The 22,785-nt window shown below is 72.3% G+C and carries 22 protein-coding genes and 1 tRNA gene; 18 read left to right on the top strand and 5 right to left on the bottom strand.

Annotation, left to right across the window (positions count from 1 at the left end; all coding sequences use genetic code 11):
- Nucleotides 1-43: 43 nt before the first annotated feature.
- The 10 genes from GGG17_RS08615 (at nt 44) to GGG17_RS08570 (ending at nt 11,470) form a co-directional block, all read left to right on the top strand.
- Nucleotides 44-775, top strand: a complete 732-nt coding sequence (locus tag GGG17_RS08615) for a succinate dehydrogenase cytochrome b subunit (RefSeq protein ID WP_288799219.1) — start codon at nt 44-46, stop codon at nt 773-775.
- Nucleotides 776-788: 13 nt separating this feature from the next.
- Nucleotides 789-2,786 carry a fumarate reductase/succinate dehydrogenase flavoprotein subunit gene (locus tag GGG17_RS08610; protein WP_154593302.1) on the top strand — a complete coding sequence of 666 codons (1,998 nt, stop codon included), beginning with the start codon at nt 789-791 and terminating at the stop codon, nt 2,784-2,786.
- The gene (locus GGG17_RS08605; protein WP_288799218.1) at nt 2,783-3,526 is read left to right on the top strand and encodes a succinate dehydrogenase/fumarate reductase iron-sulfur subunit; all 744 of its coding nucleotides are present in this window, start codon (nt 2,783-2,785) and stop codon (nt 3,524-3,526) included. Before GGG17_RS08610 ends, GGG17_RS08605 begins: the two co-directional genes overlap by 4 nt.
- A 124-nt stretch (nt 3,527-3,650) precedes the next feature.
- Nucleotides 3,651-4,187 (top strand): type II 3-dehydroquinate dehydratase, encoded by a 537-nt coding sequence (gene aroQ / locus GGG17_RS08600; RefSeq protein WP_154593301.1) that lies wholly within the window; start codon nt 3,651-3,653, stop codon nt 4,185-4,187.
- Between the two features lie 84 nt (nt 4,188-4,271).
- Entirely contained in the window at nt 4,272-6,167 is a 1,896-nt protein-coding gene (gene metG, locus GGG17_RS08595; RefSeq protein ID WP_154593300.1) for a methionine--tRNA ligase, read from the top strand.
- The gene (locus GGG17_RS08590; protein WP_154593299.1) at nt 6,164-7,033 is read left to right on the top strand and encodes a TatD family hydrolase; all 870 of its coding nucleotides are present in this window, start codon (nt 6,164-6,166) and stop codon (nt 7,031-7,033) included. Before metG ends, GGG17_RS08590 begins: the two co-directional genes overlap by 4 nt.
- Nucleotides 7,030-7,956, top strand: a complete 927-nt coding sequence (gene rsmA, locus GGG17_RS08585) for a 16S rRNA (adenine(1518)-N(6)/adenine(1519)-N(6))-dimethyltransferase RsmA (RefSeq protein WP_375804512.1) — start codon at nt 7,030-7,032, stop codon at nt 7,954-7,956. Before GGG17_RS08590 ends, rsmA begins: the two co-directional genes overlap by 4 nt.
- Nucleotides 7,957-8,004: 48 nt before the next feature.
- The gene (locus GGG17_RS08580) at nt 8,005-8,946 is read left to right on the top strand and encodes a 4-(cytidine 5'-diphospho)-2-C-methyl-D-erythritol kinase (RefSeq protein WP_154593298.1); all 942 of its coding nucleotides are present in this window, start codon (nt 8,005-8,007) and stop codon (nt 8,944-8,946) included.
- 7 nt (nt 8,947-8,953) lie between these two features.
- Nucleotides 8,954-10,780, top strand: coding sequence for an ABC-F family ATP-binding cassette domain-containing protein (locus GGG17_RS08575; protein ID WP_311966535.1), 1,827 nt, complete (start codon nt 8,954-8,956; stop codon nt 10,778-10,780).
- A gap of 195 nt (nt 10,781-10,975) precedes the next feature.
- The gene (locus GGG17_RS08570; protein ID WP_154593297.1) at nt 10,976-11,470 is read left to right on the top strand and encodes a MarR family winged helix-turn-helix transcriptional regulator; all 495 of its coding nucleotides are present in this window, start codon (nt 10,976-10,978) and stop codon (nt 11,468-11,470) included.
- 9 nt (nt 11,471-11,479) lie between these two features.
- On the opposite strand, the gene GGG17_RS08565 is transcribed toward GGG17_RS08570, so the two are convergent.
- The gene (locus GGG17_RS08565) at nt 11,480-12,301 is read right to left on the bottom strand and encodes an IclR family transcriptional regulator domain-containing protein (RefSeq protein ID WP_154593296.1); all 822 of its coding nucleotides are present in this window, start codon (nt 12,299-12,301) and stop codon (nt 11,480-11,482) included.
- A 10-nt stretch (nt 12,302-12,311) separates the two neighbouring features.
- Nucleotides 12,312-12,506 carry a hypothetical protein gene (locus GGG17_RS08560; protein WP_154593295.1) on the bottom strand — a complete coding sequence of 65 codons (195 nt, stop codon included), beginning with the start codon at nt 12,504-12,506 and terminating at the stop codon, nt 12,312-12,314.
- Between the two features lie 54 nt (nt 12,507-12,560).
- Here GGG17_RS08560 and GGG17_RS17160 point away from each other — a divergent pair, with 54 nt between their 5' ends.
- The 5 genes from GGG17_RS17160 to GGG17_RS08535 all read left to right on the top strand — a co-directional run bounded on the left by GGG17_RS17160 (nt 12,561) and on the right by GGG17_RS08535 (nt 17,755).
- Entirely contained in the window at nt 12,561-13,337 is a 777-nt protein-coding gene (locus GGG17_RS17160) for a hypothetical protein (RefSeq protein WP_154593294.1), read from the top strand.
- A 139-nt stretch (nt 13,338-13,476) separates the two neighbouring features.
- Nucleotides 13,477-15,057: an HNH endonuclease signature motif containing protein gene (locus tag GGG17_RS16450; RefSeq protein WP_230082819.1), complete on the top strand. Its 1,581-nt coding sequence runs from the start codon at nt 13,477-13,479 to the stop codon at nt 15,055-15,057.
- A 25-nt stretch (nt 15,058-15,082) separates the two neighbouring features.
- Nucleotides 15,083-15,161 (top strand) — tRNA-Gln (locus tag GGG17_RS08545).
- 138 nt (nt 15,162-15,299) lie between these two features.
- A complete protein-coding gene (gene glmU / locus GGG17_RS08540; RefSeq protein ID WP_311966534.1) occupies nt 15,300-16,766 on the top strand; it encodes a bifunctional UDP-N-acetylglucosamine diphosphorylase/glucosamine-1-phosphate N-acetyltransferase GlmU in 1,467 nt (488 codons plus the stop codon).
- A complete protein-coding gene (locus GGG17_RS08535; RefSeq protein ID WP_154593293.1) occupies nt 16,763-17,755 on the top strand; it encodes a ribose-phosphate diphosphokinase in 993 nt (330 codons plus the stop codon). The genes glmU and GGG17_RS08535 overlap by 4 nt, the downstream gene beginning before the upstream one ends.
- A gap of 69 nt (nt 17,756-17,824) precedes the next feature.
- Here the strand turns inward: GGG17_RS08535 and GGG17_RS08530 are convergent, their stop codons facing one another.
- The 3 genes from GGG17_RS08530 to GGG17_RS08520 are packed head-to-tail and all read right to left on the bottom strand — an operon-like array spanning nt 17,825 to nt 19,487.
- Complete coding sequence (locus tag GGG17_RS08530) at nt 17,825-18,721, bottom strand: class-II aminoacyl-tRNA synthetase family protein (protein ID WP_154593292.1); 897 nt, start codon at nt 18,719-18,721, stop codon at nt 17,825-17,827.
- On the bottom strand, nt 18,721-18,984 hold the full coding sequence (locus GGG17_RS08525) for an acyl carrier protein (protein WP_154593291.1): 264 nt from the start codon (nt 18,982-18,984) through the stop codon (nt 18,721-18,723). Before GGG17_RS08525 ends, GGG17_RS08530 begins: the two co-directional genes overlap by 1 nt.
- Nucleotides 18,981-19,487 carry a holo-ACP synthase gene (locus GGG17_RS08520; RefSeq protein ID WP_154593290.1) on the bottom strand — a complete coding sequence of 169 codons (507 nt, stop codon included), beginning with the start codon at nt 19,485-19,487 and terminating at the stop codon, nt 18,981-18,983. The genes GGG17_RS08525 and GGG17_RS08520 overlap by 4 nt, the downstream gene beginning before the upstream one ends.
- A 248-nt stretch (nt 19,488-19,735) precedes the next feature.
- On the opposite strand from GGG17_RS08520, the gene GGG17_RS08515 reads away from it, so the two are divergent.
- The 3 genes from GGG17_RS08515 (at nt 19,736) to pth (ending at nt 22,693) form a co-directional block, all read left to right on the top strand.
- A complete protein-coding gene (locus GGG17_RS08515; RefSeq protein ID WP_288799130.1) occupies nt 19,736-21,076 on the top strand; it encodes a UDP-glucose dehydrogenase family protein in 1,341 nt (446 codons plus the stop codon).
- A gap of 204 nt (nt 21,077-21,280) precedes the next feature.
- Nucleotides 21,281-21,976 (top strand): 50S ribosomal protein L25/general stress protein Ctc, encoded by a 696-nt coding sequence (locus tag GGG17_RS08510; RefSeq protein ID WP_154593288.1) that lies wholly within the window; start codon nt 21,281-21,283, stop codon nt 21,974-21,976.
- A gap of 117 nt (nt 21,977-22,093) precedes the next feature.
- The gene (gene pth, locus GGG17_RS08505) at nt 22,094-22,693 is read left to right on the top strand and encodes an aminoacyl-tRNA hydrolase (protein WP_154593287.1); all 600 of its coding nucleotides are present in this window, start codon (nt 22,094-22,096) and stop codon (nt 22,691-22,693) included.
- Nucleotides 22,694-22,785: the final 92 nt, after the last annotated feature.

The following is a 22,785-nucleotide window of genomic DNA, read 5'->3' as shown; positions in this document are numbered from 1 at the left end:
CCCGGTCGGGCCTGTGCTGCGGCGAAGGGGTAAGTTTCACCACGTGGCTACTTCGACACTTCCCGCGAGGCAGGACACGCCGCGGCGCAGCAGCATCGCCCTGAAGGTCATCATGGCGATCTCGGGTCTGTACCTCGTGTTCTTCGTCCTCTTTCACATGTACGGCAACCTCAAGCTGTTCGCGGGCCAGGCGGCCTTCGACGAGTACGCGCACCACCTGCGCACGATGTTCATGCCGATCCTCCCGCACTCGGGCTTCCTGTGGGTGTTCCGCCTGACCCTGCTCGTGGCCGTCGTCGCCCACGTCTGGGCCGCGCTCCAGCTGACCGGTCGCGCCCATGCCGCCCGCAAGGACCGCTACGTCGTCAAGCGCACCGTGCGGGCCACGCTGGCGTCGCGCACCATGCGCTGGGGTGGCCTGGCGCTCGCGATCTTCATCGTCTGGCACCTGCTGCACTTCACGATCGCCAAGATCAACGTCAACAGCAGCTACTCCGACGCGGACCTGATGGTCGGTGGCCACGAGAGCCCGTTCCTGCTGACCTTCGCCGCGTTCAGCACCTGGTGGATGACGCTGATCTACCTGCTGGCCATGGTGGCGCTGGGGATGCACCTGCGCCACGGCATCTACAGCTCGATCCAGACGCTGGGCGGCACCAGCACCAAGAAGGCCAACCGCACCGCCAACCTCGTCTCGATCGCCCTGGCGCTCGTGATCGCGGTCGGGTTCGCCGTGCCGCCCCTGGCCATCGTCCTCGGCATCATCGGGAAGTAGGACCTGAGTACCCATGACTGACAACCTGATCCACGGCATCTACCGCGAGGGCGAGCCGATCCAGGACACGGCGGCGCCCAAGGGCCCGATCGAGTCGCGCTGGACCCGCCACAAGTTCGAGACCAAGCTCGTCAACCCGGCCAACCGCCGCAAGCTCGACGTGATCATCGTCGGCACCGGCCTGGCCGGCGGCGCGGCCGCGGCCACGCTCGGCGAGGCCGGCTACAACGTCAAGGCGTTCTGCTACCAGGACAGCCCGCGGCGCGCCCACTCGATCGCCGCGCAGGGTGGCATCAACGCCGCCAAGAACTACAAGGAGGACGGCGACTCCGTCTACCGCCTCTTCTACGACACGGTCAAGGGCGGCGACTACCGCTCCCGCGAGTCCAACGTCTACCGCCTCGCCGAGGTCTCGGCCAGCATCATCGACCAGTGCGTCGCCCAGGGTGTCCCCTTCGCCCGCGAGTACGGCGGGCTGCTGGACAACCGCTCCTTCGGCGGCGTGCAGGTGTCCCGCACCTTCTACGCCCGCGGCCAGACGGGCCAGCAGCTCCTGATCGGCGCCTACCAGGCCCTGGAGCGCCAGGTCGCGGCTGGCTCGGTCCGGCAGTTCACCCGGCACGAGATGGTCGAGCTCATCGTCGTCGACGGCCGCGCCCGCGGGATCATCGCCCGCGACATGGTCACCGGCGAGCTCGAGACCCACCTGGCCGACGCCGTCGTGCTCGCCTCGGGCGGCTACGGCAACGTCTTCTTCCTGTCGACCAACGCCATGGGGTGCAACGTCACCGCCACCTGGCGGGCGCACCGCAAGGGCGCGCTGTTCGCCAACCCCTGCTACACGCAGATCCACCCGACCTGCATCCCGCAGCACGGCGACAAGCAGTCCAAGCTGACGCTGATGAGCGAGTCCCTGCGCAACGACGGCCGCATCTGGGTGCCCAAGCGCGCCGAGGACTGCGACAAGGACCCGCGCCAGATCGCCGAGGAGGACCGCGACTACTACCTGGAGCGGATCTACCCCTCCTTCGGCAACCTCGTGCCGCGTGACATCGCCTCCCGCCAGGCCAAGAACATGTGCGACGAGGGTCGCGGGGTCGGCCCGGCCATCGCCGAGATCGGCCCGGACGGCCAGGAGCGCCAGGTGCGTCGCGGCGTCTACCTCGACTTCGCCGAAGCCATCTCCCGCCTGGGCAAGGACGCCGTGTCCGCCAAGTACGGCAACCTGTTCGACATGTACGAGCGGATCACGGGGGACAACCCCTACGAGACGCCGATGCGCATCTACCCGGCCGTGCACTACACGATGGGTGGCCTGTGGGTCGACTACGACCTGCAGTCCAACATCCCGGGGCTGTTCGTGGCCGGCGAGGCCAACTTCTCCGACCACGGCGCCAATCGCCTCGGCGCCTCGGCCCTCATGCAGGGCCTGTCGGACGGCTACTTCGTCCTGCCCAACACCATCCGCGACTACCTCGCGGCCGGGCCCTTCCCCAAGGTCGACGCCGACGACAGCGCGGTGGCCGAGGCCGAGCGCTCCGTCCGCGACCGCATCCAGCACTTCCTCACGATCAACGGCACCCGGTCGGTGGACTCCTTCCACCGCGCCCTGGGCTCGATCATGTGGGAGTACTGCGGCATGTCCCGCACCGAGGAGGGCCTCAAGAAGGCCATCGGCATGATCCGCGACCTGCGCGCCGAGTTCTGGCGCGACGTGCGGGTCCTCGGCGAGGGCGACCGGCTCAACCAGGAGCTCGAGAAGGCCGGCCGCGTGGCCGACTTCCTGGAGCTCGGTGAGCTCATGTGCATCGACGCCCTGCACCGGCGCGAGTCCTGCGGCGGGCACTTCCGCGAGGAGTCGCAGACCGAGGAGGGCGAGGCCCTGCGCCACGACGACGAGTTCGCCTACGTCGGCGCTTGGGAGTGGGGCGGCGAGAACGGCGCCCCCACCCTGCACAAGGAAGACCTCGTGTACGAGTTCATCGAGCTGAAGCAGCGGAGCTACAAGTGAGAATCACCCTGAAGATCTGGCGCCAGGCGGGCCCCGCCGCCAAGGGCGCCCTCGCGACCTACCAGCTCGACGACATCTCCGAGGACATGTCCTTCCTCGAGGTGCTGGACGTGCTCAACGAGTCCCTGATCTCCTCCGGCGAGGAGCCGGTGGCGTTCGACAGCGACTGCCGCGAGGGCATCTGCGGGCAGTGCGGCGTGGTCATCAACGGCCAGCCCCACGGCCCGGAGGTCACCACCTCCTGCCAGCTGCACATGCGGTCCTTCTCGGACGGCGCGGAGCTGACGGTCGAGCCGTGGCGCGCCACGGCCTTCCCGGTGATCCGTGACCTCGTCGTCGACCGCTCGGCCTTCGACCGGATCATCCAGGCGGGCGGCTTCATCGGCGCCAACACCGGGTCGGCCCCCGAGGCCCACTCGGTGCCGGTCCAGAAGCGCAAGGCCGACCGGGCGTTCGAGGCGGCGGCGTGCATCGGGTGCGGCGCCTGCGTCGCGGCGTGCCCCAACGCCTCGGGCATGCTCTTCATGGGCGCCAAGGTCACGCACCTCGGCGAGCTGCCGCAGGGCCAGCCGGAGCGCTGGTCCCGCGTCGCCGCGATGGTCAAGCAGCACGACGCCGAGGGCTTCGGCGGCTGCACCAACATCGGCGAGTGCTCGGCGGCCTGCCCCAAGGAGATCCCGCAGGACGTCATCTCCACGCTCAACGCGGACTTCCGCATGAGCAAGGGCGGCAAGCGCTGACCCCGCTCGTCACCCCGGCGCCACCGCGTGCGCCGTCCCACCGGTAGCCACCGGGACGGCCTACGACCGCAGACGGCCCGTCCTCCCCTCGGCGAGGGGAGCGACGGGCCGTTAGCGTTCTCCCATGGACCAGACCCACCCCCGGCCGTCACCTCAGCGAGACCCCGCACCGCAGGCGGAGGTCACGAGCGCGGGCAGGCCCGTCGTCGCGGTCCTCAACGGCCCCAACCTCAACCTGCTGGGGGCGCGCAACCCCGAGGTCTACGGCCGCGACACCCTGGCCGACGTCGAGCGTCGCTGCGAGGAGCGGGCAGCGGCATACGGCCTGGTCGCCGACTGCCGCCAGTCCAACCACGAGGGCGTCCTCATCGACTGGGTCCACGAGCTGCGCACCAGCTGCGTCGGCCTGATCGTCAACGCGGGCGGCTACACCCACACGAGCGTGGCGCTGCGCGATGCCCTCGAGACCGTCGAGGCGCCGGTGATCGAGGTGCACATCAGCGACATCCACGCGCGCGAGGACTTCCGCCACCACTCCTATGTCGAGCAGGTCGCCGCCGCGCAGATCGCCGGCCACGGGATCGCGGGCTACGAGGAGGCGATCGACCTGGTCGCCCGCCTGGCGGGTGCCCAGGCCGGCCAGCCAGACCGGCCCGTATGACGCGCCGCCCCGGCCGCTCGCGCCGGACCTGACCAGCGGGCGACGGTGAGAGCGGTCCGCGTGCGCCCACTAGACTCGTGCCTCATGAGCAAGGTCCTGTCAGCAGTTGCCTGGCCGTACGCCAACGGCCCCCGCCACATCGGTCACGTCGCGGGCTTCGGCGTCCCCTCGGACGTCTTCAGCCGCTACATGCGGATGGCGGGTCACGACGTGCTGATGGTGTCGGGGACCGACGAGCACGGCACGCCGATCCTGGTCGCGGCGGACAACGCGGGCGTCACCGCGCAGGAGCTGGCCGACAAGAACAACGCGGTCATCGTGCAGGACCTCGTCGACCTGGGGCTGTCCTACGACCTGTTCACCCGCACGACCACCCGCAACCACTACTCGGTGGTGCAGGAGATGTTCCGTGTCTGCCACGCCAACGGCTACATGGTCGAGGAGACCACCAAGGGGGCGATCTCGCCGAGCACGGGGCGCACCCTGCCGGACCGCTACGTCGAGGGCACCTGCCCGATCTGCGGCTTCCCGGACGCGCGCGGCGACCAGTGCGACAACTGCGGCAACCAGCTGGACCCGACCGAGCTGATCGATCCGCGCTCCAAGATCAACGGCGAGACGCCGCAGTTCGTGCAGACGCAGCACTTCTTCCTCGACCTGCCCGCGCTGGCCGACGCGCTCGCGGTCTGGCTGGACGAGCGCGAGAGCACGGGCACCTGGCGCCCCAACGTCATCAAGTTCTCCCAGAACCTCCTCAAGGACGTGCGCCCCCGCGCGATGACGCGCGACATCGACTGGGGCATCCCGGTGCCGCTGGACGGTTGGCGCGACCAGCGCGCCAAGCGGCTCTACGTGTGGTTCGACGCGGTCATCGGCTACCTGTCGGCGAGCATCGAGTGGGCGCGGCGCATCGGCGACGAGGAGCGGTGGCGCGAGTGGTGGAGCGACGAGGCGAGCTCCTTCTACTTCCAGGGCAAGGACAACATCACCTTCCACTCCCAGATCTGGCCCGCCGAGCTGCTGGCCTACGCGGGTCAGGGCGCCACGGGCGGCGAGCCCGGCGTCTTCGGCGCGCCGAGCCTGCCGACCGAGGTCGTGGCCAGCGAGTTCATGACGATGGAGGGCAAGCAGTTCTCGTCCTCGCGCGGCGTCGTGATCTACGTCGGGGACATGCTCAGCCGCTACCAGCCGGACGCGCTGCGCTACTTCATCTGCGCCGCCGGCCCGGAGAGCCAGGACTCCGACTTCACCTGGGCGGAGTTCGTCCAGCGCACCAACTCCGAGCTGGTCGCGGGCTGGGGCAACCTGGTCAACCGCACGGCGAGCATGATCGCCAAGAGCTTCGGCCAGATTCCGCAGCCGGGCGCCCTCGAGCCGGTCGACCAGGAGATCCTCGACGAGGTCGCGCGCGGCTTCGACACCGTGGGGGACCTGATCGCCCACCACCGGCAGAAGGCCGGCATCGCCGAGGCCATGCGGATCGTCGGCGAGGTCAACACCTATGTCTCGCGCACCGAGCCGTTCAAGCTCAAGGGCGAGGACCAGCGCGAGCGCCTCGCGACGGTGCTGCACACGCTCGCCCAGTGCGTCCACGACTGCAACACGATCCTCGCCCCCTTCCTGCCGCACGCCGCCAACCGCGTGTGGGCGACCTTCGGCGGCGAGGGGGAGTTCATGCCGATGCCGCGGATCGAGCACGTCGAGGACCTCGGCCCGGTCACCACCGCGCCGGTCGACCCCTCGATCGCCGCGGACGAGCTCCGCGTCTACCCCATCATCACCGGCGAGTACTCCGCGACCCCGCGCTGGGAGCGGCGCCCGGTCTCCGTGGGTGCGCCGGTCGCCAGGCCGACCCCCGTCTTCGTCAAGCTCGACCCGTCCGTGGTCGAGGAGGAGATGGCCCGTATGACGGGCGCCTCCGGCGCCGGCGCGACCGGTGAGGGTGAGGCCGCCCCGGCCGGCGGCGAGGCCCGGGCATGACGGACGGCGGCGGCCACGGCGCCGGGCAGGAACGCGGCGCGCCGCCGCCCCTGCCCGACCCCTTGCCGCTGCCCGTCGTGGACAACCACACCCACGTCGACACCGCCCGCGACGGCGGCGAGCGCCCCGACCTGAGCGAGGTGATCCGGCAGGCGCGCAGCGTCGGCGTGGACCGCCTCGTGCAGGTCGGCTGCGACCTGGAGGCGGCCCGCTGGACGGTCGAGACCGCGGTGACGCACCCCGAGGTCATCGGCGGCGTCGCGCTGCACCCCAACGAGGTCCCGCCCCTCGCGGCTCGCGGTGACCTGGCTGCGGCATACGCCGAGATCGAGCGACTGGCGCAGCATCCACGCGTGCGGGTGGTGGGCGAGACCGGTCTCGACTACTTCCGCACCGGCCCGGAGGGGCGAGACGTGCAGCACGAGTCCTTCCGCTGGCACATCGATCTCGCGAAGCGGCTCGGCAAGGCGCTGCAGATCCACGACCGCGACAGCCACGAGGACGTCCTGCGGATCCTCGCCGAGGAGGGCGCGCCGCCGGTGACGGTGCTGCACTGCTTCTCCGGCGACATCACCGTGGCGCGCGAGTGCGTGGAGCGCGGCTACTACCTGTCGTTCGCGGGCACGGTGACCTTCAAGTCGGCCAAGTCGCTGCGCGACGCCCTGTCGATCGTGCCCCTGTCGCAGGTGCTGGTCGAGACCGACGCGCCCTACCTGACCCCGCACCCGTGGCGCGGCGGCACCAACGCGCCCTACCTCATCCCGGTGACGCTCCGGTCGATGGCGACCACCCTCAACGTCGACGTGCCGACGCTGTGCCGCGCGGTGTCCGACAACGCCGAGCGCATCTATGGAGGCTGGTCGTGACCGAGCCCTCGACCAACGGCTCGACCGACGGCCCGACCGACGGCTCGACCGACGGCCCGACCACCGGCCTGCTCGGGCCCGTCCAGATCCGCGAGCTGGCGAGCCGCCTCGGGGTGCGCCCGACCAAGCAGTGGGGGCAGAACTTCGTCCTCGACGCCAACACCGTGCGGCGCATCGTGCGCCTCGCCGGGGTGGGGCCGGACGACGTCGTCGTCGAGGTCGGGCCCGGGCTGGGCTCGCTGACCCTCGCGCTGCTGCCCGAGGTGCGCCAGGTCGTCGCCATCGAGGTCGACCCGGCCCTCGCGGCTGCCCTGCCCGACACCGTCGCCGCCACCAACCCCGCTGTCGCGCACAAGCTCTCGCTGGTGCAGGCGGACGCCCTCACGGTGCGGTCGCTGCCCGACCCACAGCCGACCGCCCTCGTGGCCAACCTGCCCTACAACGTGTCGGTGCCCGTGGTCCTGAGCTTCCTCGAGGCCTTCCCGACCCTTGCGCGCGTGCTCGTCATGGTGCAGCTCGAGGTCGCCGAGCGCCTCGCGGCCGGGCCGGGCTCCAAGACCTTCGGCGTGCCCTCGCTCAAGGCCGCCTGGTATGCCGACGTCCGCCTCGTCGGCACGGTCGGGCGCACCGTCTTCTGGCCCGCCCCCAACGTCGACAGCGGCCTGGTCGAGCTCGTCCGTCGTCCCGCGCCGGTCGTCGAGGGGGACCAGCCCGACCGCACCGACGTCTTCCGCGTGATCGACGCGGCCTTCCTCCAGCGCCGCAAGACCCTGCGCGCGGCCCTCGGCGGCTGGGCCGGCTCCACGGCCCGCTCCGAGGCGATCCTGCGCGCGGCGGGCGTCGACCCGCAGGCTCGCGGCGAGGCCCTCGACATCGAGGCGTTCACCCGCATCGCGGTGGCGGCCGGCACGGTCCCCGCGTGACCCGGCGTCGTCTGCGCGCCCGGCCCGGGTGTGGGTAGGGTGCGAGACATGCCGTCCCTGCCCGATGCCGTCACCGTGCGTGCCGCAGCCAAGGTCAACCTCGAGCTGCTGGTCGGTCCGCGCGACGCCTCGGGCTACCACGCGCTCGCGACGGTCTTCCAGGCCGTCAGCCTCTACGACGACGTCACCGTGCGCCGGGCGGGGCGCTGCTCGCTGACGGTGGCCGGCCGCGACGCCGAGCACGTGCCGACCGACGAGTCCAACCTCGCCTGGCGGGCGGTGGTCGCCGTCGGCGAGGGACACCCCGACGCGGGGCCGGTCGCCATCTCCATCGCCAAGGACATCCCCGTGGCCGGCGGTATGGCGGGAGGGTCGGCTGACGGCGCCGCGGCCCTCGTCGCCGCTGACGCGCTGTGGGGCGTGGGGCTCGGTCGCAGCGAGCTGCACCGCCTCGCGGCCGGGCTCGGGGCGGACGTGCCGTTCTCGGTGCTGGGCGGCACGGCCATCGGCACGGGGCGCGGCGACGAGCTGGCGCCGGCGATGGCGCGCGGCAGCTATCACTGGGTGTTCGCGTTCAGCGACGAGGGGCTGTCGACGCCGCGTGTCTTCGCCGAGCTCGACCGGCTGCGCGCCGAGCGGGGCGAGGAAGCGGTGCACCAGCCCGAGCCCGAGGTCTCCCCGGCCCTGATGACGGCGCTGCTCGCCGGGGACGCCGAGGCCGTGGGCCGGGCCATGCACAACGACCTGCAGGAGGCCGCGCTGTCCCTGCAGCCCCGCCTCGCGGACACCCTCGTCATCGGCCAGGAGTGCGGCGCGCTCGGCGGCATCGTCAGCGGCAGCGGCCCCACCTGCGCCTTCCTCGCGGCCTCGCACGAGCATGCGCTCGACCTGGCCGTCGCGCTGACCGCGTCGGGCGTGGCCTCCGACGTGCGTCGCGCCCAGGGCCCGGTGCCCGGCGCCCGACTCATCCACCCCGGCAAGGAGCAGTGACCAGCAGGTGGCCAACCTCGTCTCCGTCGAGCACGCGACCCTCGCGCTCGGCACGACGCTCGTCCTCGACGACGTCTCCCTCGGCGTCAGCTCCGGCACCCGCGTCGGCATCGTCGGCCGCAACGGCGGCGGCAAGTCCACGCTGCTCAAGGTGCTCGCCGGTTCGCTGCCGGTCGACGACGGCCGGGTCGCGCACACCGGCGGCCTGACTGTCGGCGTCCTCAGCCAGGACGACACGCTCGACCCGGCGCACACGGTGCGCCAGGCCGTCCTGGGCGACCGCGCCGAGCACGAGTGGGCGGGCGACCCGCGCGTGCGGGACGTGCTCGAGGGCCTGCTCGGGGGTGTGTCCGCCCCCGACGTCGGTGGCCTCGAGGCGATCGTCGGGCCGATGTCCGGTGGCGAGCGCCGGCGCCTCGCCCTGGCGGCGCTGCTCGTCGCGGACCCCGACCTGCTCATGCTCGACGAGCCGACCAACCACCTCGACGTCGAGGGCGTCGCCTGGCTGGCCCGCCACCTGTCGACCCGCCGCACCCGCACCGACAGCGCACTGGTCACCATCACCCACGACCGGTGGTTCCTCGACGCCGTCGCGACCGACACCTGGGAGGTCGTCGACGGTGCCGTCAACGCCTACGAGGGCGGCTATGCGGCATACGTGCTCGCCAAGGCCGAGCGGGCCCGCATCGCCGCCGTCACCGAGGAGCGGCGCGCCAACCTGCTCCGCAAGGAGCTGGCCTGGCTGCGCCGCGGTGCGCCGGCCCGCACCTCCAAGCCGCGCTTCCGCATCGAGGCGGCCACCCAGCTCATCGAGGACGAGCCGCCGCCCCGCGACGACGTCTCCCTCCTGCGCTTCGCCACCACGCGGCTCGGCAAGGACGTCATCGACCTGGAGGACGCGTCGGTCCGGCTGGGGGACAAGCAGATCCTCGACGACGTGACCTGGCGCCTCGGGCCGGGCGACCGCATCGGCATCGTCGGCGTCAACGGGGCCGGCAAGTCCACCCTCCTGCGCGTCGTCTCCGGCGACGTGGCGCTGGACTCCGGACGCCGCAAGCAGGGCAAGACCGTGGCGATGGCCTTCCTGTCGCAGGAGGTCCGCGAGCTGGAGCGCTTCGCCGACTGGCGGGTCATCGAGGCGATCGAGGACGTCAAGAAGTTCACGATGCTCGGCGGCAAGGAGGTCAGCGCCTCCTCGCTCGCCAAACAGCTCGGCTTCACCGGGCAGCGGCAGCAGACCCGCGTCGGGTCCCTGTCCGGTGGCGAGCGTCGGCGGCTGCAGCTGCTGCGCCTGCTCATGGCCGAACCCAACGTCCTGCTCCTCGACGAGCCCACCAACGACCTGGACATCGAGACCCTGCAGTCCCTCGAGGACGTCCTCGACGGCTGGGCCGGCACCCTGCTCGTGGTCTCGCACGACCGCTACCTGCTGGAACGCATGTGCGACAAGCAGATCGCGCTCCTCGGCGACGGTCGACTGCGTGACCTGCCCGGTGGCGTCGAGCAATACCTCGAGCTGTATGCCGCCCAGCAGGCCGCCCGCTCGCGGGGCGCCGTCGCCTCGGCCACCCCGGCGGGCAGGGTCACCCACGACGGCGGTGGCGGGTCGGCCTACTCCGCCGCCGAGGTCCGTGAGGCGCGCAAGGAGATGGGCCGCCTCGAGCGCCAGATCGCGCGGCTCGAGGCCGAGCAGGCCCGGCTCCACGACGACCTGGTGGCCCGGGCCACCGACGCGTCCGCGGTCCGCGAGCTCGACGTCCGGTTGCGCGAGGTCGTCGATCAGCGCGAGGAGCTGGAGATGGCCTGGCTCGAGGCCGCCGAGATCGCCGACTGAACGCCGCCCCCACCGCCGTCGTCGAGCCCACCGCGCCGCGCCCATTCGTCGGCTCGGGGCTCAGCCCGGGTCGTCCGGGGAGCCCGGCGCGCGCCCGGTCGTCAGCGCGGACAGCACCCAGTCCACCCAGGCGACGTCTCCTGAGCCCCGCAGGTCGCTCGACGTCGAGAAACTTGACGGGGGTAGCCTGTCCTCATGACCACCGCTGACGACGTCGACGGCATCGTCGAGGCGTGGGGGCGAGAGCGGCCCGACCTCGACCTCGCCCCCCTGGACGTCCTGTCGCGCGTCTCGCGTCTCGCCCGGCACCTCGACCTGGCGCGGGGTGAGGCCTTCGCCCAGCACGGGCTCGACGGGTGGGAGTTCGACGTGCTGGCCGCGCTGCGACGGGCCGGCTCGCCATACGAGCTGTCCCCGGGGGCCCTGGTCCACCAGACGCTGGTGACCAGCGGCACCATGACCAACCGCGTGGACCGGCTCACCGCACGGGGATTCGTGCGCCGGTCGCCGGACCCGCACGACCGACGGGGGGTCATCGTGGCGCTGACCGACGAGGGGCGCGCGGTGGTGGACGCGGCGTTCGCGGACCTGCTGGGGCGCGAGCGCGAGCTGCTCACGGAGCTGTCGCCGGCGGATCGCGCCGAGCTGGCGGGGACGTTGCGTCGGCTGCTGCTGTCCTTCGAGGGCTGAGGGAGCCGCTCAGGTCTGCACGCGCAGATCCTCCTCGATCGCCCGCGCGGTGTCGCGCAGCGCGTCGAGATAGCCCTCCAGCTGGCCTCGCTCGGTCGACATCACCTTGGTGGACACGTTGGCGGCGGCCACGACCTGGCCGCGGGGGTCACGGATCGGCACGGCGAGCGAGCGTAGGCCGAGCTCCAGCTCCTGGTCGAGCATGCACCAGCCGGTCTCGCGCACCTCGTCGAGCGAGCGCCGCAACGCCTCGACGGTGACGACGGTGTGGGGGGTCAGGCGCTCGAGCTGCACCCGCGCCAGGTAGTCCTCCCGCTGGTCGTCGGGCAGGCCGGAGAGCAGCACCCGACCCATCGAGGTCGCGTATGCCGGGAAGCGCGTGCCCACGAGGATGGACACCGTCATGATCCGGGTGGTGGCACGACGGGCGACGTAGACGATGTCGTCGCCGTCGAGGACCGCCACCGACGTCGACTCGCGGATCCGCTCGGAGAGGTCCTGCAGGTGCGGCTGCGCGACGTCGGGCAGGGTCTGGCTGGACAGGTAGGCGAAGCCGAGCCGCAGCACCTGCGGGGTGAGGGTGAAGGTGCGTCCGTCGCTGCGGACGTAGCCGAGGGCCTCGAGGGTGAGCAGGAAGCGTCGGGCGGCGGCCCGGGACAGGTCGGTGCGGCGGGCCACCTCGGACAGCGTCATCTCGGGATGCTCGTCGTCGAACGCCCGGATCACCGCGAGGCCGCGGGCCAGGGACTGCACGTAGCCGTCGCCGGGGGCCTGCCCCGCCTGGGCGGCCGGGGTCGCTGCGGTGGCAGCGGCGGCGTCCGTGCTGGTCATGGGTGCGATCCTAGCGATCGCGGCGGCGACCGCCGGGGTGGGCCCCGCGCAGCCGGGCGTGCTGCGTGGCGAGGCGCACGGGGGCGTTGGGGGCGCCATACCCGTCGTAGCCGCCGCGCCGCTCCACGACCTCGAAGAACACCGACCCGACGGTGGCGGTGACGTCCTCGTCACCAACGCCACCCTCCAGTGGGTCCCCACGCACCGTGAGCTGATCCCGCGGTGGCTCGAGCACCTCGCTGCCGCAGGGTGGTTCGCGATGCAGGTTCCCGCGAACCTCGACGCCCCGAGCCACGCCCTGATGCGCGAGGTGGCGGCCGATCACCCCCGCGCCGCGGAGCTGGCGCCGGTGCTGGACCGATCCCGGGCATCGGGGTCCGCCACGGACTACCTGCGGCTGCTGATGGCGTCGGGACTCGAGACGGATGCGTGGGAGACGACATACCTGCATGTCCTGGATCCTGCTGGGACGCAAGAGGATCCGGTCCTCGAATGGGTGCGTGGCACAGGACTGCGACCGGTCCTCGAGGTGCTGGGGGACGACGCGCAGTCCTTCCTGGCTCCCTACCGCGAGCGCCTGCGGTCGGCGTATCCCCGTGAGCCTCATGGCGTTCCGTTCCCCTTCCGCCGCGTCTTCGCCGTCGGCCGCCGGCCAGGAGCGCGCGACGGCGCCGCCCCGCTGGTCGTCGGCCTCGACCACGTGCAGGTGTCCTGCGCGGCGGGCGACGAGGGGCGGGCGCGGGCGTTCTACGGCGAGCTGCTGGGCATGGCGGAGCTCCCCAAGCCGCCCGTCCTGGCGGTGCGGGGTGGGTGCTGGTTCCGCTCGGGGTCGGCGGTGGTGCACGTCGGTGTCGAGCCCGACTTCAGTCCGGCCCGCAAGGCGCATCCCTGCCTGCTGAGCGGCGACCTCGACGAGGTGGCCCGTCGGCTCACCGCGGCCGGCCACGACGTCACCTGGGACGACGCGATCCCGGGCGTGCGACGGCTGCACACGCACGACGGCATGGGCAACCGGGTCGAGATCCAGCAGGCCTGACCGCCCCCTGCTGGTCGTCGAGCTGGAGTCGGTGGGCACTCGTGGCTATGGGTGCTGACCGTGGGTGAGGGGTCTGCCGTCTGGGTGTTTGTGCTGGTCAGGGGTGGTTTCCGAGCATACTTTTCGCTATCCTGTTCGCATGACGACGACGCCGCTCCGGCAGGCCCCCGGGCCCGACGCGGCCCCCGCACGCCGTCACCTGACCCCCCTGCCGGGCATCGAGCCGGGAGGGGGCGCGGGGGTGTTGACCGCGGGCGGGGTCGACCAGGTGGTGGACCGGTTGCTGGTGCTGGACGACACCGCCACCGACACCGAGCGGGTCGGGTTGCTGGCAGCGTTGCAGCGTCTGGAGCGCGCGGCGCAGGCCGCGCAGCTGCGCACCATGCTGGCCCTGGACGAGCACCGCCACGACCAGCGCGAGGCCGCGGGGCTGGCCACCGACCGGCGCGGCTCGGCGCCCGGGGTCGCCGCGGAGGTCGGGGCCGCGTTGGGCTGCTCGGCCGGCGCGGCAGGACACCGGCTGGGGTTGGCGCGGGTCGCGGACCGGGAGCTGGGTCGAGTGGCGGGCCTGCACGCGCGGGGTCTGGTGTCCGAGCAGCACGTGCGGGCGGTCGCGGCCGCCACGATCGGGCTCGGCCGCGATGACCGGGTCACTGTCGATGAGGAGGTCGCCCCGCACGCGGCGGGGTGCAGCGTGCGGGAGCTGGAGGCGCGGGCCCGGGCGATCGCGTACGAGCTGGACCCGGGCGCGGCGACCGCGGCGCACGAGCGGGCGGTCGCGGACCGGCACGTGTCGGGTCGCCCGGTCCCGGGCGCGATGATGCGCCTGTCCGCGCTGCTGCCCCTGGTCGAGGGCGTCGCGTGCCTGGCCGCGCTGCGTCAGGGCGCGCAGGCCGCCAAGGCCACCGGGGACGCGCGTTCGGTGTCGCAGCTGCAGGCCGACCTGCTGGTGCAGCGGATCACCGGGGAAGCACCCGGGTGCATGCCGGTCGAGGTCGGGATCGTGATGGGCGACCACACCGCATTCGGGACCGGGGACACCGCGGCCTGGCTACCCGGTTACGGGCCCGTCCCCGCCCCCGTCGCCCGACGCCTGCTGCGCGGACAGGACGAACGCCACCACCACACCCACCACACCCACGACAGTCACGACAACCACGACAGTCACGACGGTCACGACCGCGACGGTGGTGGTGTCACCGGGCCGGGTTACGTGCCTCAGGCCCGGCCCGGCGCGCCGGGAGACGGTCTGGACGGGGACGACCCGGCCGTGCTGGCCCGGGCAGCGGACGTGTTCCTGCGCCGCCTGTACACCCACCCCGACACCGGGCAGCTGGTCGCCCTGGACGCCCGCGGACGCGCGTTCGACGGCGCGTTGCGGCGCCTGATCGTGTGGCGCGACGGGACCTGCCGCGCCCCGGGCTGCGACTCACCCATCCGCCACATCGACCACGTCCACCCCTGGCGCGACGGCGGCACCACCACCGCCGACAACGGGATCGGCCTGTGCGAGGCCCACAACTACGCCCACGAAGCCCCCGGCCACACCACCCACGCCGTGCACCCACCCCCCGACTACACCGGCTGGGACCAGCCCCCCACCACCATCCACACCTACCCCGACGGCAGCCAGCACCCCAGCGACCCCCCACCCCTGATCCCCTCCATCTGGGGACCCCTCGGCAGCCACCCACGCAGACCAGCCAGCTCGGTCGACTAGGCTTGGGCGGTCGCCCAGGCGACGTTCCCCGGTTGGTCTGCTGGCAGGGCCCGCCTGACTTTGAATCAGGACAAGCGACGTAGGTTCGATTCCTACCCGGGGAGCTGGGCGACGAAGGTGCCCGCCCCAGCAGGGCGCGTGAGACGACTCCGTCCACGGACGTCACCTGGCGGACCGGTAGAGTTCACGTCGTGCGCCGCCAGGGCGTGCGAGCCCTGTCCCCGCCAGGCTGGAGACCCCCAGTGACCGCAGTTCGTCCTGCCGCCGTCATCGTCCTCGCCGCAGGCGAGGGCACCCGGATGAAGTCCGCCACCCCCAAGGTGCTGCACGCGATCGGCGGTCGCAGCCTGGTGGGCCACGCGATCAGGGCGGCCGAGGGCGTCGAGCCCCTGCACCTCGCGGTCGTGGTGCGTCACGAGCGGGAGCGGGTCGCCGCTCACGTCGCCGAGATCGCCCCTGAGGCGGTGATCGCCGACCAGGACGAGGTCAAGGGCACGGGCCGGGCGGTCGAGTGCGGGCTCGAGCAGCTGCCGGCCGACCTGTCCGGCACCGTGATCGTGACGTATGGCGACGTGCCGCTGCTCGAGTCGGTCACCCTCACGGCCCTGCTGGAGCAGCACGACGCCACCGGCAGCGCGGTCACGGTCGTCACCGCGCACCTCACGGACCCCACGGGCTACGGCCGCATCGTGCGCGACGCCGACGGCTCGGTCGCCGCCATCGTGGAGCAGAAGGACGCGACGCCGCAGCAGCGGGAGATCACCGAGATCAACTCGGGTCTCTACGCCTTCGACGCCCAGGTGCTGCGCAGCGCCCTCGCCCAGGTGGGCACCGACAACGCCCAGGGCGAGAAGTACCTCACCGACGTCCTCGCCATCGCCAAGGGCCAGGGGCTCACGGTCAGCGCCCACGTCGTCGACGACCTGTGGCAGACCGAGGGGGTCAACGACCGCGTCCAGCTCGCCACGCTCGGCAAGGAGCTCAACCGCCGCATCGTCGAGCGCTGGATGCGTGAGGGCGTGACGGTCGTCGACCCCGCCACCACGTGGATCGACGCGGACGTCTCGATCGGGCGCGACACCACCATCCGCCCGGGCACGCAGCTCCTCGGCGCCACGACCATCGGCGAGGGCGCCGAGATCGGGCCCGACACCACGCTGCAGGACACTCAGGTGGGGGACGGCGCGAGCGTCATACGGTCCCAGACCCTGCTGGCCGAGATCGGGCCGCAGGCCACGGTCGGCCCCTTCTCCTACCTCCGCCCGGGCACGACGCTCGGGGTCAAGGCCAAGGTGGGCGGCTTCGTCGAGACCAAGAACGCCCAGATCGGTGACGGCGCCAAGGTCCCGCACCTGACCTACTGCGGGGACGCGACGATCGGGGAGGGCACCAACGTGGGGGCCGGCACGATCTTCGCCAACTACGACGGGGAGCGGAAGTACCGCTCCACGCTCGGCAAGCACGTCTTCATCGGGTCCAACTCGGTGCTGGTGGCCCCGGCCGACATCGGCGACGGCGCCTTCGTCGCGGCCGGGTCGGCGATCAACCAGCCGGTGGGCGCGGGCGACCTGGCCGTCGCGCGCGGCCGTCAGCGCAACATCCCGGGCTACATCCGCAGCCGTCGCCCGGGCAGCAAGGCCGCTGAGGCAGCAGCCGCCGCCGAGGCACGGCAGGGCGACGAGAGCAAGCAGGAGGGCACCACCCGATGACCGGTGTGAAGCGCACCAACGAGAAGAACCTCATGATCTTCAGCGGCCGGGCGCACCCCGCGCTCGCCGAGGAGGTGGCCTACCAGCTCGAGACCCAGGTGGTCCCGACCGACTTCCGCACCTTCGCCAACTCCGAGATCTACGTGCGCTTCCAGGAGTCCGTCCGCGGCTCGGACGCCTTCGTGATCCAGAGCCACACCGCGCCGATCAACGAGTGGATCATGGAGAACCTCATCATGATCGACGCGCTGAAGCGGGCCAGCGCCAAGCGCATCACGACGGTCATGCCGTTCTACGGCTACGCCCGGCAGGACAAGAAGCACCTCGGGCGCGAGCCCATCTCCGCGCGACTGATGGCCGACCTGTTCAAGACCGCGGGGGCGGACCGGCTCATCGCCGTCGACCTGCACACCGAGCAGATCTCCGGCTTCTTCGACGGCCCGGTGGACCACCTGCAGGCGATCCCGATCCTGTCGGAGTACGTCTACGAGAAGTACCACCACCACAACCTGTGCGTGGTCTCCCCGGACGCCGGCCGGATCAAGGTCGCGGAGAAGTGGGCCAACCGCCTCGGCGGCACGCCGCTGGCCTTCATCCACAAGACCCGCGACCCGCACAAGGCCAACCAGTCCGTCGCCAACCGCGTGGTCGGTGACGTCGAGGGGCGCATGTGCATCCTGGTCGACGACATGATCGACTCCGGCGGCACCATCTGCCAGGCCGCGGACGCCATCATGGAGGCCGGGGCCAGCGGGGTCGTGATCGTGGCGACCCACGGCATCCTGTCCGACCCCGCCGTGGAGCGCCTCAAGGCGTCGGTGGCGCGCGAGGTCGTCCTCACCAACACCCTGCCCATCCCGGAGGAGAAGCGCTTCGACAAGCTCACGGAGCTGTCGATCGCCCCGCTGATCGGCGACGCGATCCGCGAGGTCTTCGAGGACGGCTCGGTCACCTCGCTGTTCGACCACGCCTCGGAGCGGGCGCACTGACGACCGGCCGTATGCCGGACGCCCGACGACTCACGGGGTCACCCCGAGGCGGCGGCGTGCGGCATACGGTCAGAGCGCGAGCTCCCGGCGCACCTCGGCGGGCCACTCGCGCACGTCCAGGCCGTGGACCAGCAGCAGCGCCAGCGCCACCCGCTCCACCCCGAAGCCCGTGCACGCCGTCTCGGCGGGCGACCCGTCGGGCAGCCTGAGGTCGAAGGCCGTGGCGAAGTGGGGGCCGTGGAGGTTGGCGGAGGCGAGCGCGGTGCGCGGGTGGCCCGGGCCGTAGGCCTGGACCGACAGCTCCCGCTTGAGCTCGGCGGCCCGCTGCCCGCGCGCCATGAGCTTGCCCGCCCGGCCGAAGAAGGGGTCGTTGGCGACCTCGGCCTCCACGTCGAGGCCGAGCGAGGTGAGCAGCGCGGCAGCCCGCTCGAGGTAGTGGTCGCGGTGCTCCACGCAGTCCTCGTGGGTCCCGACGCGCACGGACTCCTTCTGTCGGAAGGTGATCGTGCGGAAGGGGTCCTCGGACGGCTCGTGCCGGAAGGCGTGGCCGAAGATCAGGTAGGAACCGCTGACCTGCTGCCCCGCGAGCGCCGCGTAGAGCGGGTGGCAGGCGGCCGAGGCGAACATCAGCCCGGCGGGCTCGAGGCGGTGCGTCCAGTCCTCCCCGGTCTCGCACTCGGCCAGCAGCGCGCGGTGCTCCTCGTCGCCGCCGCGAAAGACGTCGACGCTGCCGACGAGCTGCGTCTGGGAGGCGACGTAACCCGTGCGCTGGAAGGACTCCTGGGGCATGAGCGGCCCGAAGTGGTAGGTCCTCTGCGGCCGGTCGGAGTACATCGCGTCCAGGCGCGCGACGAAGCCCAGCACCACCCGCTCCAGGTCCGCGCCTCGACCCCAGCTGCCCTGGTGCGGCAGCGGGAGCAAGTGCCCGGCCTCGACCAGGGCGCGCCGGAAGGCCGTGGGGTTCATCAGCCCCGCAGCTGGTCGACGGCGTCGCTGATGGAGCGCAGCGACGTGAACGTCTCGCGGGTCAGCAGGGCGTCGGGGAACTCGACGCCGAGCTCGTCCTCCAGTGCCATCATCAGGTTGACGCTGCGGTGCGAGGTCATGCCGGCGTCGAAGAGGTCGTCCTCCGGCGCCAGCTCGGAGGCGTCGCGCTTCAGGCCGGCGTGCGCGGCAACGACGGCGCGCACCGCCTCGATGGTGTCGGTGCCCGTGGTGTCGGTGCTCATGGTGTCCCTTCCTGCGCTTCTGTGGTGCGGGGTGTGGTGCGGGGCGTGGTGCGGCCGGAGCGGAGGCCCACCGCGGTGACGGTGACGGTGTCGGCGGTCAGGCCCGCGGGGGTGACCTCGTCGAGCTCGTCGAGCACGAGCTCGTCGATCCCGAGCCGAGCGGCCAGCTCTCGTGGCCGCCCGTGCAGCACCACCGAGGGTCGTCCGGCCCCGCCGACCACCTCGACGTGGCGCCACGGCCAGGGGTCGTCCTGCGCGGGGCCGAGCACCTTGGTGACCGCCTCCTTGGACGCCCACCGCCGGGCGGTGTCGCGCACGAGGTCCTGGCCGGTCAGGGCCGTCTGCTCGGCCCGCTCCCGGGGGGAGAGCAGGAAGGCCCGGTAGCGCTCGGCGTAGACGGCCAGCGAACGGCGGACCTCCGCGACGTCGGCGGTGTCGACGCCCACGGCGACGACCCGGGTGCTGGACGTCGACAGACCCACGCTGACGCAGCCCTCTCTCATGTCCACCCCGTCCCGTGGCCTTCCCCCGGCCTCGCTGCCGACCATGGCGGTCGACAGGCCGATCCTAGGTGGTGGCGGGGGTGCGCGGGCGTGGTTGCGGAGAATGCCGGGCGGTAGCAGCGGCGGTGGCGGTGACGGGGACGACGACCCGGAGATCGGGGGCGGTGGCCGAACGTTCACGGGGCGTTGGGGGACTCGTCGACCGCGCGATGTCCCGCCGGGCTTGCCGAACGCCTATCTTCGGCCCCGTGAAGCTCTCGGTGATCGGATGCGGATATCTCGGTGCGGTGCACGCGGCCAGCATGGCCGAGCTGGGCCACGAGGTGGTGGGGGTCGATGTGGACGTCGACCGGGTGGAGCGGCTGTCTCGGGGTGAGCCGCCGTTCTACGAGCCGGGTTTCGCGGAGCTGTTGCGGCGCGGCGTGGACGAGGGACGGTTGCGGTTCACGACGGACATGGGGGACGTCGCGGGTGCACGGGTGCACTTCGTGGGGGTGGGGACGCCTCAGCGGGAGTCGGGGTATGCCGCGGACCTGTCGCACCTGGACGCCGCGATGACGTCCCTGCTGGCGGTCATGGCCGATCACCCGGTGCCGGGGGCGCTGGTGGTGGGCAAGTCGACGGTGCCGGTGGGCACGGCGGCGCGGCTGCAGGAGTGGTGCGGGAGTGAGGGGGTGGCCGCGACGGTGGTGTGGAACCCGGAGTTCCTGCGGGAGGGGTTCGCGGTGCAGGACACGTTGACCCCGGACCGGGTGGTGTACGGCCTGCCGGAGGACCGGGCGGCCGGGGAGGCGGCGCGGGACCTGCTGGACGAGGTCTATGCGGGGGTGCTGTCGCACGGGATGCCGCGGCTGGTGACCAACTACCAGACGGCGGAGCTGGTGAAGGTGGCGGCCAACTCCTTCCTGGCGACCAAGATCAGCTTCATCAACGCGATCGCGGAGCTGTGCGAGGCGACGGGGGCGGACGTGACGCGGCTGGCGGAGGCGCTCGGGCACGACGAGCGGATCGGTCCGAAGTTCCTGCGGGCGGGGGTCGGGTTCGGGGGTGGTTGCCTGCCCAAGGACATCCGGGCGTTCATGGCGCGGGCGGGGGAGCTGGGCGTGGACCAGGCGCTGACCTTCCTGCGGGAGGTGGACGCGATCAACCAGCGGCGGCGTCAGCATGCGGTGGCGATGGCGGAGCGGCACTTCGGCGGGAGCGTCCGGGATCGCCGAGTCGCCATACTGGGGGCGGCGTTCAAGCCGGACAGCGACGACCTGCGGGACTCGCCGGCGTTGTATGTCGCGACGCGGCTGGTGGGGCAGGGCGCGGACGTGGTCGTGACGGACCCGATCGCGTTGCCGGGGCTGCACGCCCGGTACCCGCACATCCAGACGGCGCCGAACGCGCGAGCGGCGTGCGTGGACGCCGAGCTGGTGATGTTGCTGACGGAGTGGACCGACTTCACGGGCCTGGAGCCCGACCAGCTGGGCTCGGTGGTCAAGGAGCGCGCGATCATCGACGGTCGCAACGCCCTGGACCCGGCCCGGTGGGAGGCGGCCGGCTGGTCCTACCGCGGGATGGGCCGCGCCTCGACCACCTGGTGACCCGACGCGGGCGGTTCCGGCATACGGCGAGGCTCGGCTATGCTGGTGCGGTTGCCTCGGCGAGGGACAGGGCACGGTGCGCAGCACCGGCCAGGTCCGTGATCGACGCGGTGGTGGGGGTCACCTCCTGCTGACGCGCCGTCGCGCCCGCGCCGTGTCCCGCGTCGAGGCCCGACCGTTCCCCACCACCCACGAGGAGTCGACATGTCCGACGCCATCCTGCAGGCCGAGGCCCGTTCCGAGTTCGGCAAGGGCGCCGCCCGCCGCATCCGCCGCGAGGGCAAGATCCCCGCCGTCATGTACGGCCACGGCGCTGCCCCCGTGCACGTGACCCTCCCGGGCCACGACACGCTGCTCGCCCTCAAGAACCCCAATGCGCTGCTCACGATCGTCCTCGACGGCAAGGAGCAGTACGCCCTGGCCCGCGACGTGCAGCGCGACCCGATCAAGACCGTCGTCATCGAGCACATCGACCTCGTCGTCGTCCGCCGCGGCGAGAAGGTCACCGTCGACATCGCCGTGAGCGTCGTCGGCGAGGCCGCGTCCGAGACCGTGGTCACCCTCGAGAACTCCGTCCTCTCCGTCGAGGCCGAGGCCACCCACATCCCGGAGGGCGTCGAGGTGTCCGTCGAGGGCCTCGAGGCCGGCACCCAGATCCTGGCCAAAGAGGTCGAGCTGCCCGCCGGCTCCACGCTGGTGTCCGACGAGGAGCTGCTCGTCGTCAACATCACCCAGCAGGTCTCCGCGGAGGCGCTGGAGGCCGAGCTCGCCGAGGCCGAGGCCGAGGCCGGCATCGAGCACGAGGAGTCCGACGCCGACGCCGAGGGTGGCGAGGGCGAGTCCGCCGAGGGCGGCGACGCCGAGGGCGACGAGGCCAAGCCCGAGGGCGACGAGGCCTGATCCTCACCCCTCCCGCGGGCCAGCCCGCAGCACGACCCGTACGCCGGCGCGGCGCCCAGGCAGCACCTGGGCGCCGCGTCGTCGTGCCACCCCCTCTGCTCTGGGAGACTGCCTGACATGACCACCTCGGACACCTGGCTCGTCGTGGGCCTCGGCAACCCCGGGTCCGCGTACGCCCAGAACCGGCACAACGTTGGGGCCATGGCGGTCGACGTGCTCGCGGCCCGGGCCGGGGCGTCGCTGCGTCGCCACAAGGCCCGGGCGTCGGCGGCCGAGGTGCGGGTGGGGGTGCTGCCCGGCGGCGCCCCCGGCCCGCGCGCCGTGCTCGCCGTGCCGTCCTCGTGGATGAACGAGTCCGGTGGCCCGGTCAAGGCGCTGACCTCCTTCTACAAGGTGCCGCCGCGGCAGCTGGTCGTGATCCACGACGAGCTGGACATCCCCTTCGCCACCTCCCGGGTCAAGCTCGGCGGGGGAGAGGGGGGTCACAACGGGCTGCGGTCGATCAGCAAGAGCCTCGGGACCAGGGACTACGTGCGCGTGCGCCTCGGCGTCGGTCGCCCCCCGGGCCGGCAGGACCCGGCCGACTTCGTGCTCAAGGACTTCTCGGGCGGCGAGCGCGCCGACGTGGACGTGCTGCTCGAGGACGCCGCCGACATCGTCGAGGACCTGATCACCCGCGGCCTCACCTACGCCCAGGACCGCTGGAACGTCCGCTGACCCTGCTCCCGGTGGTCCGCACCCCGCTCCCGCGGGAGCGGGGTGTGTCGGTGCCGCGGCGTAGGCTGTCCCGCGGTCCGGATCCCCCGTGA

Source organism: Arsenicicoccus cauae, from assembly GCF_009707125.1.
Taxonomy (GTDB): Bacteria; Actinomycetota; Actinomycetes; order Actinomycetales; family Dermatophilaceae; genus Arsenicicoccus; species Arsenicicoccus cauae.
Note: the sequence above shows the minus strand (reverse complement) of the source record. Positions and strands in the feature narration are given on the sequence as shown.